Here is a 10,560-nt window from a genome sequence, read left to right on the forward strand (position 1 = left end):
ACGGAAACGGCGGGGGCGGCGGCACCTGCGAGTGGAACGGGCGCACGGTCGCCTGCTACGACGAGGAGCGGGGTTGGTTCAGCAACGGCTGCTACTACAAGCTGGCCTCGCCGCAGCAGGAGGCCCCAGCGGGCTCGCAGTGGTACATGCGTACCTGCATCAGCGACGCGGGGTTCGACTACAGCACCGTGCTGCTGTCCGAGCCGCCGCCGGGCTTCGGCGCCCCGCCGGACCCGGAGGAACTGGCCCGCCGGGCGTTCGCCTCGATCAGCCTGCTCGCACCCCGAGCCTCCGTCGCGCCGCGGAAGGACATCGGCCCCGGGCTGGTCGGCCTGCCGGTCTGGATGTGGGCCGAACGCGGCGCCAACCAGTTCGGCCCGCTGAGCGCCTCCGCCTCGGACCGCGGCCTGACGGTCACCATCACGGCCAAGGTCGACCAGGTCGTGTGGGACATGGGCAACCGCGCCACGGTCGCCTGCGACGGCCCCGGCACCCGGTATGACGCCAAGGGCCCGCACGCCGGCAAGCCCTCCCCCGACTGCGGCTACGACAGCGGTTACCCCAAGGCCGGGAAGTACCGGGTCCAGGCGACCACGCACTGGAGCGTGGAGTGGCGCAGCAGCAGCGGCCAGACCGGGAACATCCCGGGCGTCACCCGCACCACCGGCACGGTCGAGATCCAGATCAACGAGCTTCAGGTGGTGACCCGATGAGTGTGGCGACCCGAAACGGAACCCCTCCGGTGGACGCGCCGATCGCGCCACCCCGGGTGGTCCGGCAACGCCGGGTACGCCCCGGGCTGCTCGGCCTGGCCGTGCTGCTGATCGCCCTCGGCGGGCTGGGCTCGGCGTTCGCGGTCACCTCGGTTCGGGCTACCGGCAGCTATCTGGCGGTGGCCCGGACGGTCGAGGTCGGCAGCGTGGTCAGCGCGGATGACCTGGTGTCGGTGCAGGTGGCCGGCGGGCAGGGGCTCGACCCGGTGCCGGCCGGCCAGCTCGCCGACGTGGTCGGCATGCGGGCCGCCGTCTCGCTCGCCCCGGGAACGCTGCTGACCATGGCCCAGCTGACCGACGATCCGCTGCTCGGCCCCGGGCAGCAGCAGTTCGCCCTCGGCCTGAAGGCGGCCCAGGTGCCCGCCCCGAAGCTCCGCCCCGGCGACGAGGTCCTGCTGGTCAGCACCCCGAGCAACGACAACGGCTCCTCCTCCAGCGCCACCCGGTTCACCGCGACCGTCACCGACGCGGTCAGCACCGACGGCCGGGACGAGGTGGTGGTCTACCTGGCCCTCGCCGTCCGCGACGTACCCGCCGTGGTGGCGTTGGCCGCACAGGATCGGATCGCGGTCGTGCTGACCCGGGCGGCCTGAGCATGGCGATCATCGCGCTGGTCTCGGCCAAGGGCTCGCCGGGGGTCACCACCACCGCGCTGGCCTGCGCGCTGAGCTGGCACCGGCGGGTGGTCCTCGCCGAGTGTGACCCGGCCGGCGGCTCGGTCCTCGCCGGCTACCTGGGCGGCGCACTGGACGGCCCGCGCGGCATCGGCGAATTGGCCGTCGGCGAGCTGCGCGACGGCAACCTGGAGACGGCGTTCTGGTCGCAACTGGTCGACCTGGACGCGCCACGGCGCGAGCGGCTGCTGCTGCCCGGCGTCGTCGACCCGGCACAGGCCGGCAGCGTGACCCCGCTCTGGCAGCGGTTCGCCGACTTCTTCACCGGGCTGGAACGCGGTGACCCGGCGTACGACGTGATCGTCGACTGTGGCCGGTTGCATGCGGTCGGCCCGCCGTGGCCGCTGCTGCGCGCCGCGTCGGTGGTGCTGGTGGTGAGCCGGGCGCAACTGCCCGACCTGTCCGGCACCCGGTCCATGCTCCAGGCCATCGAGCGGGACTTCGCCGAGCACCGGGTGCAGCCGGGCACGCTACGGCTGCTGCTGGTCGGCGGCGGGCACGGCAAGAGCGAGATCAGCAAGGCGCTGCGGCTGCCGGTGATCGCCCGGCTGCCGCATGATCCGCGTACCGCCGAGGTGTTGAGCCTGGGCGGCACCGTGCGGGCCGGACGGCCGCTGCTGCGCGCGGCCCGCGGGCTGGAGGTGCCGGTCGGCGCCCTGTTGGAACGGCGACGGGCCCGGCTGGCGTGGCCGGTGTCCCAGGGGGTGCCCGATGCGATTTGAGCCGGTCTCGTCGGACCCGCGCCGGCAACCGCCGGGGGCGACCTCCACCGCTCCGCCGCTGCCCCCGGCCAACGGCCACCACCCGGCGCCGATGCCGGTCGTGACGATGCCGCCAGCGCCGCCGCCCCGGCCACGAGTGGACTTCCAGGTGGTCCGCGAGCTGCGCCGGGAGCTGAGCGAGCGGCTCACCCGGTGGCAGCGCGGCCGGGAGTTCAGCGTCGACGAGGAGGACACCGAGCGGGCCCGACTCGCGGTCCAACTGGTCGCCGAGTACGCCGACTCGGTACGCCGCGCCGGCACCCCGATGGCCGCCGGCGAGGAGCGGCTGCTGCTCGACCAGGTCACCGCCGAGCTGGCCGGCCTCGGCCGGCTCCAGACGCTGCTGGTCGACGCCACCATCGAGGAGGTGCACATCCTCGGCTGCGACCAGGTACGCATCACCCGGCACGGCGGCGGCGTCGACTGGGCCGAGCCGATCGCCGACAGCGACGACGAGCTGGTGGAGATCCTCCAGGCGGCGGCCCGCCGGGCCGGAGCCACCGAACGCTCGCTGTCCACCTCGAAGCCCACCCTCGACCTGCAACTGCCCGACGGCAGCCGGCTGGCCGCGGTGTTCCTGGTCAGCCACCGTCCGTACGCGGTGATCCGCAAGCACAACACCCTCGACGTGACCCTGGACGACCTGGCCGGCAGCCGGGGCGACCTGGACGAGATGGTCGACCCGCTGCTGCGTGACTTCCTCCGCGCATCGATGCGGGCCGGGCTGAACATCATGGTCGCCGGGCTGGCCGGCGCCGGGAAGACCACGGTGATCCGGGCGCTGATGAGCGAGATCCCGCCGGACGAGCCGTACGTGCTGCTGGAGGAGAGCCGCGAGCTGCTGCCGGCCCGCCGGGGCGAGCGGCACCGGGCGGTGATGAGCTTCGAGGCCCGGGAGGGGCACGGCGAACGTGGACCGGACGGCCGCCCGGCCGGCGAGGTGAGCATCGCCGACCTGATCCCGGTCTCGCTGCGGATGGGCGTGCTGCGGATCATCGTCGGCGAGGTGCGGTCCCGGGAGATCGTGCCGATGCTCCAGGCGATGACCACCAGCCGGGGCTCCATGTGCACCATCCACGCGCGTACCCCGGGCGGGGTGAGCGAGCGGATCATCGAGTTGGCGCTGGCGCACGGCCGGGAGATGACCGTCGACCAGGCCCGCCGGATGGCCGGCAACGCGCTCGACCTCATCGTCTACGTCACCGTCGAGGACGAGACCGCGATCGGCGGGCGCAAGCACCGGTTCGTCTCGCACGTCGAGGAGGTTCTCGGCGTCAGCGAGGGCAGCCGGATCACCACCACGCAGGTGTTCGGCCCGGGGCCGGACGGCCGAGCGGTGCCCCGGCACCTGCCCGAGCGGGTCCGGGATCAACTGCTGCGGGTGGGCTACGACGCCCGGCTGCTGAGCCGGTGGATCGAGGCCGGCCAGGGTGCCTGGCGCCGGCCCCGGCAGACCCAACTCGGTCGGCGGTGAGCCGTGCGCAACGACATCGAACTGATCGCGATGGTCTCCGGGGCGGCCTGCGTGGCCGGTCTGGTGCTGACGGTCGTGGCGCTCGTCGGCACCCGCCGGCCGCCCGGCCCGGCACCGGGCGCGGGCCCGGGGCTCGGCCGGCTCTGGCGCGGCTCCGGCACCACCCTCCGCGAGCAGCGGGCGCACCAGGCGCTGCTGCTCGGCGCACTGGTCGCCGGTGCGCTGGCCTTCCTCCTGACCGGCCTGCCGGTGGTCGGCCTGCTGGTCGCGGTGGCGGTACCCGGCACCCCGTGGCTGTTCTCGGTCGGCCGGGCCGAACAGCGGGCCATCGCCCGGATCGAGGCGGTCGGCGAGTGGACCCGCCGGCTCAAGGACGTCTCCGCCACCGGGCAGGGGCTCCAGCAGGCGATCATCGGCACGGTCTCCACCGCTCCAGAGGAGATCCAGGAGGAGGTACGCCTGCTCGCCGCCCGGCTCCAGGCCGGCTGGCTGGCCCGTTCCGCCCTGCTGGCCTTCGCCGACGAGATCGGCGACCCGGTCTGTGACCAGGTCGTCGCGGCGCTCATCCTGCACCTCACCGACCGGGGCGAGCGGCTCGGCGACGTGCTCGGCTCGATCGCCTCGGCGGCGGCGGCCGAGGTGGCCACCCGACGGGAGATCGAGGCCAAGCGCACCCAGCCCCGGTTCGCGGTCCGCTTCCTCACCGGGATGACCCTGGCCACCATCGGGTACGGGCTGCTGAACCGCGAGTACGTCCAGCCGTACGACACGCCGTTCGGTCAGCTGGTGATGGCGGTGCTCGGCACCGCGTTCGTAGGCCTGCTGGCCTGGGTGCGCTCGATGAGCCAGCCACCCCGGCCGGCCCGCTTCCTGCCCGCCCCCGACCCGCGGGAGGTGGTGGCGTGAACGTGTTGCTCACCCTCGCCGTCGGCGGTGGGGCCATGGTCGGGCTGGGCGTGTTCCTGGTGGTCCGCGAGCTGGTGCCGGCGACCCCGGCGCTCGGCCCCGCGTTGCGCCGGCTGCATCAGCCGCCGGGAGCCCGGGTCGGCCCCGCCGACCGTCGCCTGGAGTGGCTCAGCGGCTTGGCCCGCTGGCTGCGCCCACCGCACCGGCAACTGGCCCTGCTCGACCGCACACCCGAGCAGTACGCGCTGTCCCTGCTGCTGTCCGCCCTGATCGGGCTGGCCGGGCCGGCCCTGCTCAGCGTCACGCTGTTCACCGTCGGCATCGCGCTGCCGCTGGCCGTACCGGTGCTGGGCAGTCTCGGCCTGGCACTGCTCTGCGCGCTGGTGGCGCATCGGGCGGTGCTGGCCCGCGCCGACGCCGCCCGGGACGAGTTCCGCCAGGCGGTCTGCACCTACCTGGATCTGGTCGCGTTGCAGCTGTCGGCCGCGCACGGACCGGTCCAGTCGCTGGAGCGGGCCGCCACGATCTGCGAGGGCTGGGTCTTCGACCGGATCTCCGAGGCGCTGCGGATGGCCCAGATGCAGATGCACTCGCCCTGGGACGAGTTGCGCGACCTGGCCGACCAGATCGGCATCCCGGAGCTGGGCGACGTCGGCGCGATCATGCGGTCCTCCGGCAGCGAGGGCGCGCAGGTGCACGAGACCCTGCGCAGCCGCGCCGACTCACTGCGCGACCAGATCCGTACCGACAACCTGGCCCGGGCCGAGGGGGTGACCAGCCGGCTCGACATTCCCGGCGCGCTGCTGGTCTTCGTCCTGCTCGGCTTCGCCATCTACCCGTTCCTGGCCCGCCTCTGAAACCGACCCCCAACGAAGGAGCACCGATGTCCGTCCTCACCTACCTGCACGTCGCGCTGCGGGCGCGGCTGGCCGAGCTGCGCGGCGACCGTGGCGACAGCCCGGTACCCACCGCCGTGATCATCTTCGGCCTGGTGGCCGTGGCGATGGCGGTGACCGCCGCCGCCCTCGGCGCGGCCAACGACTGGATGACCAACATCCCGAAGCACGAAAACCCGAAGTGACCCATGCTCCGTTCCCTGTCCGCCGGATGGTGCCGGGTGGTCCAGGCCACCCGGCATCCCCGACTGCCCGGCGACCGGGAGCGGGGCGGCAACCCGGTCGAGCTGGCCGTGGCGCTGCCGGCGATCCTGCTGATGATCTTCGCCGCGATCCAGGTCGCCGCCGTGTTCGTCGCCCGCTCCACGGCGCTCAACGCCGCGCAGAGCGGGGTCAACGCCCAGCGGCTCCACCAGGCCCCCGAGGGCGCCGGTGAGGCCCGGGCCGCCAAGTTCCTGGAGGTGGCGGGAGACTGGCTGGTCGACTGGGACGACCCGGGGCCGAGCTGCGCCGCCACGGCAACCGACGTGACGTGCACGGTGACCGGCCGGTCCCTGTCGGTGGTGCCGGGCGTCAGCTTCTCCGTCCGGCAGACCGCACACGGGACGGCGGAACGATGGACCGCACCATGAGCCGGGGCTCGGTATCGATCGAGGTGGCCGTCCTGGCACCCGCCTTCGTGGCGTTGATGGTGCTGGGCGGCGTGGCCGGGCGTACCGCGGTGGCCAGCGCGGCGCTGGAGGCCGCCGCGCACGATGCGGCCCGGGCGGCCTCGATCTCCCGGGACGCCACCACCGCCCGCCGGGAGGCCCGGGATGCGGCCCGCCGCCAGCTCGACTGGCGAGGAATCTCCTGCGCCGGCACCCCGGCGGTGACCTTCCGCGGTTCGGTCGACGGCCGGTCCACCACCTTTAACGCGGCGTTCCGCAGCGCCGTCGGGCAGGACGCCACGGTCACGGTGGAGATCGCCTGCACCGTGTCCTACCAGGACATCAGGCTGCCCGCCCTGAAGAGCATGCCGGCGGGGAACCGGATCACCGCGTCGTTCACCTCACCGCTGGACCGCTACCGGAGCCGGGGATGACGGCCGGGCGGGGCGACGCCGGGCGGGTCAGCATCTTCCTCGCCATCGCGATGGTCGGTGTACTCGGCATCATCGGCATGGCGTTCGACGGTGCGGGTCAGCTCCGTACCCTCCAGCGCGCCGAGAACCTGGCCGCCGAGGCGGCCCGCGCGGGCGGCCAGGCCATCGACCTGGCGACCGCGATCGAGGGCGGGCCGAAGCGGATCAACCAGTCGCAGGCCCGCCGGGCCGTCGCGGACTACCTCTCCGCGGCCGGGGTCAGCAGCCACACGGTGAGCTTTCCGGTGGTCGACGGCGAAACCCTGATCCGGGTACGCGTCACCATCACCTACGGCCGGGCCATGCTCGGCCTCTTCGGCTTCTCCAACACCGTCTCCGTCACCGGCGAGGCGACCGCGCGGGCGCTGACCGGGGTTCCCTAGGGAAGGAAGGTTGCCATGACCGCATCGGGTGGTACCGCCGTACGGCGGATCGGTCGCATGTTGACCGGGTTCGGTGCGCTGGTCGTGCTGGTCGGCCTGCTGGTCGGGGGGCCGGTCGCGCTGCTGGCCTTCGCCGGCAACCCGCTGCCCGACCACGTACCCACGCTATCGGAGGTCGGCACCGCACTGACCAGCCGCGACGACGGGCAGCTCTTCCTGCGGGCACTGGCGGTCGCCGGCTGGTTCGGCTGGGCCACGTTCGCCCTCTCCGTGCTCGTGGAACTCGGCGCACAGGCACTGCGCCGGCCAGCGCCACGGCTGCCCGGGATGGGCCGGCAGCAGCGGGCGGCAGCGGCGCTGGTCGGGTCGGTCGCGCTGATCCTCGCCGCCAGCCCGGCCGCCGCCGCGGCCACCACGGCGTACGCCACCCCGATGCACGCCGCCCCGCCGACGGCCAACGTGGCGCTCGCTCCGCCAGCGGCAACTGCAACGGCGGTGGGGTACGCGGGCACAGCTCCTGCGGCGACGATGGGGCACGCGGCGGGTTTCGCAGCGGCAGCGGGTCCGGGGACGACGGCAGGTGTGACCGCGGTGGGTCCGGTGACGGCGGCGGGTCCGGTGACGGCGGCGGGTCCGGTGACGGCGGCGGGTCCGGTGACGGCGGCGGGTCCGGTGACGGCGGCGGGTCCGGTGACGGCGGCGGGTCCGGGCGACCGGGTTGGCGAGCCCGTCGACAGGCCGGTCTACAAGGTGGCCAAGGGGGACTACCTCGGCGGGATCGCCGACCGGTACCTCGACGACTTCGACGACTACGGCGAGCTGGCCGCGCTCAACAAGCTGCGCGACCCGGACCGGATCCGGCCCGGGCAGCTGATCAAGCTGCCCGCGGAGGCCCGTGACCAGGGAGCCCGACCACACGCCACCGGCCGCCTGGTCACCCCCGACGCGGTACGACCCTCGCCGGGACCAGCCGCACCGGAGCGGGCCGCAGGCACGCCACCTTCACCGTCGAGGCCGGGCGGTACGGCTCCGCAGCCGGGCGGCACCGCACAGCCCGGACAGCCGGGCGGAACGGCACAGCCTGGCGGAACGACACAGCCTGGGCAGCCAGGCGGAACGGCGGGACAGCCGGGGCAGCCGGGTGCCGGCGCGACCGCGACGCCGAACGAGCCCGGGCGGCAGCCGGCTCCGCCCCGCGGCAAGTTGACGGACGGCGAGCCGCCACTGGTGACGGTCGGCGCGGCCCGAGCCGGCGAACCCGACCGGGTGAACCGTCCGCTCGCCGTCTCCGCCGTGCTGGCCGTGGCCAGCATCGTCGGTGCGCAGATCGGCGCGGTACTGGGCATGCGCCGTAGGCCCGCCGGGCCGCATCAGACGGTTCTGCCGGCAACCAGCGACCCTGCGGTACGCGGTGGGCGCGGTCCGGCCAACCCGCTGCACGAACTGCCGGTCGGCCGACACCGCAAGGACTGATCCGTCGCGTCGACCGACGGCCGGTGCCCGTTGCGGGCAGTCAGGGGAGACGGGTTTCCAGCCGGCCGTCGACGATGCGGGTGGGCAGGATCTGCTGGTCGTTGGAGGAGGGGCCGTGCACCACCTCGCCGCCGTTCAGGCGGAAGGTGCTGCCGTGCCACGGGCACACCACGCACGCGTGCCCGTCGATCTCGGTCACCTCGCCCTCGCCGAGCGGGCCGCTCTGGTGCGGGCAGCGCTCCAGCATCACGGTGACCTCGTCGCCGTGCCGGTAGAGGACCAGCGACACCTCGTCCACCTTGCGGGTGACCAGCTTCCGCTGCGGCAGGCTGGCCATCTCGGCGATCGAATGCCAGCCGTCGCTGATCAGGTGCAGGTCGGAGACGCTCACGTTCACCTGGGCTCCCTGCTTGTAGGCCAGGTGCCCACCGAGATACGCCCCGGCGCTGACCGCGCCGAGCCCGAGCCAGCCCAGCGTACGGCCGAGGCCGTGCCGGCCGGCCAGCCGCGCGGCCACCGAGCTGCCGTACAGCGCCAACCCGACGGTGTTCGACGCGGCGTGCACCAGCCCGACCCGACGCTGGTCACGGGCCAGGGCCGCCCAGTCGTTCAGCCCGGCGACCGCTGCCGGCACCGCGCTCATGGTGCCGATCGCGGTGAGCGTGGTGGCTGCCCGCCGCTGGCCGGGCATCAGGTCCAGCACCGCCGCGCTCATCCAGGCACCGACCGGCACCTGCACCATCGCCGGGTGCAGCGGATGCCCCAGCCATACGCCGTGCAGCGCGTCCCGGACCCGCTGCGGTCGCAGCACGCCCTGCACCACACGCTGCAACCGGTCACCGATCCGGTCCAGGCCGGAGGCTTGCTCGATCTTCGTCAACAACGCTCGCACCCGACCCGACTTCCCGCCGTACCCGGTGATAAACCGGTCGTCCCGGGCAAATCTTGGCCAGCGGCGTCCGAACCTCCTCATGATCGCGCTCGATCCAGGATCGAGTGGCCTCGGAGCGCCCGGGACGCCACTGGATCCTGGATCGGGTGGAAGCTTCAGCGCCCGCCCGGGCACCCGCGTAGGAGGGCGGCGGCTGCCGCACGTACGTCGTCGATGAGCTGTTCATCGGTCACCGCCGCAAGCTCTGCCCTCGCAGGCTCCACCCGGCCAGCCTCCGGCGGTGGCCGCCGGATGGGCCGGGTGTGGAAGTGCAGGCACGAGGACTGCGGTCAGGTCGCCGTCGCCCCGGAGCGCCGACGGCTTGCCTCGCAGCTTCGGAGAGGAGACGCGAAAGCTCCACAGTGCTGCCACGGGATACGACCAGGAAGAGTCTGACGGCGGCTCCACCCGTCATGCTGGTGCGATGGCGGTACGGATGGAGCGTGACGGGCCGGTGACCACGGTGATCCTGGACCGGCCGGAGGCACGGAACGCCGTCGACGGCCCGACCGCGCGGGCCCTGGCCGACGCGTTCCGCTCGTTCGACGCCGACCCCGAGGCCGCGGTGGCGGTGCTCTGGGGAGCCGGCGGCACGTTCTGCGCGGGTGCCGACCTGAAGGCGATCGGTACGCCGCGCGGCAACCGGGTCGAGCCCGACGGCGACGGCCCGATGGGCCCGACCCGGATGATCCTCAGCAAGCCGGTGATCGCGGCGATCTCCGGGTACGCGGTGGCCGGCGGGCTGGAGCTGGCGCTCTGGTGCGACCTGCGGGTCGCCGAGTCCGACGCGGTGCTCGGGGTGTTCTGTCGACGGTGGGGGGTGCCGCTGATCGACGGTGGGACGGTCCGGCTGCCCCGGCTGATCGGCGAGAGTCGGGCGATGGACCTGATCCTCACCGGCCGTCCGGTCCCGGCCGAGGAGGCGTACGCGATGGGGTTGGTCAACCGGCTGGTTCCAGCGGGCGAGGCCCGGACGGCGGCCGAGCACCTGGCCGCCGAAATCGCCCGACATCCGCAGACCTGCCTACGCAACGACCGCGCCTCGATCCTGGCCACCGCCGCCCAACCCGAGCCCGAGGCCCTAGCCACCGAACTCACCTACGGCATGGCCTCCCTAGCCGCCGACGCCCTCGACGGCGCCGCCCGCTTCACCGCCGGCGCCGGCC

13 protein-coding genes are annotated in these 10,560 nt (G+C 73.9%); 12 read left to right on the plus strand and 1 reads right to left on the minus strand.

Annotated features, from left to right (window positions below; all coding sequences use genetic code 11):
- The 11 genes from C1I95_RS27495 to C1I95_RS27545 all read left to right on the plus strand — a co-directional run.
- The coding region (locus tag C1I95_RS27495; RefSeq protein WP_111218053.1) for a hypothetical protein at window positions 1–713 on the plus strand (713 nt) is incomplete at its 5' end.
- A complete protein-coding gene (locus C1I95_RS27500) occupies window positions 710–1,366 on the plus strand; it encodes an SAF domain-containing protein (protein ID WP_111218055.1) in 657 nt (218 codons plus the stop codon). The genes C1I95_RS27495 and C1I95_RS27500, both read left to right, overlap by 4 nt.
- Window positions 1,367–1,368: 2 nt before the next feature.
- Complete coding sequence (locus C1I95_RS27505) at window positions 1,369–2,169, plus strand: CpaE/TadZ family protein (protein ID WP_111218057.1); 801 nt, start codon at window positions 1,369–1,371, stop codon at window positions 2,167–2,169.
- On the plus strand, window positions 2,159–3,682 hold the full coding sequence (locus C1I95_RS27510) for a TadA family conjugal transfer-associated ATPase (RefSeq protein ID WP_111218059.1): 1,524 nt from the start codon (window positions 2,159–2,161) through the stop codon (window positions 3,680–3,682). The genes C1I95_RS27505 and C1I95_RS27510 overlap by 11 nt, the downstream gene beginning before the upstream one ends.
- 30 nt (window positions 3,683–3,712) lie before the next feature.
- The gene (locus tag C1I95_RS27515) at window positions 3,713–4,588 is read left to right on the plus strand and encodes a type II secretion system F family protein (RefSeq protein ID WP_111218075.1); all 876 of its coding nucleotides are present in this window, start codon (window positions 3,713–3,715) and stop codon (window positions 4,586–4,588) included.
- 35 nt (window positions 4,589–4,623) lie between these two features.
- Entirely contained in the window at window positions 4,624–5,445 is an 822-nt protein-coding gene (locus tag C1I95_RS27520; protein WP_111218077.1) for a type II secretion system F family protein, read from the plus strand.
- Between the two features lie 26 nt (window positions 5,446–5,471).
- On the plus strand, window positions 5,472–5,669 hold the full coding sequence (locus C1I95_RS27525) for a hypothetical protein (protein WP_111218061.1): 198 nt from the start codon (window positions 5,472–5,474) through the stop codon (window positions 5,667–5,669).
- 3 nt (window positions 5,670–5,672) lie between these two features.
- The gene (locus C1I95_RS27530) at window positions 5,673–6,116 is read left to right on the plus strand and encodes a TadE/TadG family type IV pilus assembly protein (RefSeq protein ID WP_111218063.1); all 444 of its coding nucleotides are present in this window, start codon (window positions 5,673–5,675) and stop codon (window positions 6,114–6,116) included.
- The gene (locus C1I95_RS27535) at window positions 6,101–6,568 is read left to right on the plus strand and encodes a TadE/TadG family type IV pilus assembly protein (RefSeq protein WP_111218065.1); all 468 of its coding nucleotides are present in this window, start codon (window positions 6,101–6,103) and stop codon (window positions 6,566–6,568) included. Before C1I95_RS27530 ends, C1I95_RS27535 begins: the two co-directional genes overlap by 16 nt.
- On the plus strand, window positions 6,565–6,990 hold the full coding sequence (locus tag C1I95_RS27540) for a pilus assembly protein TadG-related protein (protein WP_111218067.1): 426 nt from the start codon (window positions 6,565–6,567) through the stop codon (window positions 6,988–6,990). The genes C1I95_RS27535 and C1I95_RS27540 overlap by 4 nt, the downstream gene beginning before the upstream one ends.
- A gap of 15 nt (window positions 6,991–7,005) precedes the next feature.
- Window positions 7,006–8,463 (plus strand): LysM peptidoglycan-binding domain-containing protein, encoded by a 1,458-nt coding sequence (locus C1I95_RS27545; protein WP_111218069.1) that lies wholly within the window; start codon window positions 7,006–7,008, stop codon window positions 8,461–8,463.
- A gap of 40 nt (window positions 8,464–8,503) precedes the next feature.
- Here C1I95_RS27545 and C1I95_RS27550 read toward each other — a convergent pair whose 3' ends face one another.
- On the minus strand, window positions 8,504–9,355 hold the full coding sequence (locus C1I95_RS27550; protein ID WP_111218071.1) for a Rieske (2Fe-2S) protein: 852 nt from the start codon (window positions 9,353–9,355) through the stop codon (window positions 8,504–8,506).
- A gap of 463 nt (window positions 9,356–9,818) precedes the next feature.
- Between C1I95_RS27550 and C1I95_RS27555 the strand changes: the two genes are divergently transcribed.
- Window positions 9,819–10,560, plus strand: a 742-nt coding sequence (locus C1I95_RS27555; RefSeq protein WP_111218073.1) for a crotonase/enoyl-CoA hydratase family protein, incomplete at its 3' end; no start/stop codon positions are given.

The sequence above is a fragment of the Micromonospora craterilacus genome (genome assembly GCF_003236315.1).
In the GTDB taxonomy this organism is placed as follows: Bacteria; Actinomycetota; Actinomycetes; order Mycobacteriales; family Micromonosporaceae; genus Micromonospora; species Micromonospora craterilacus.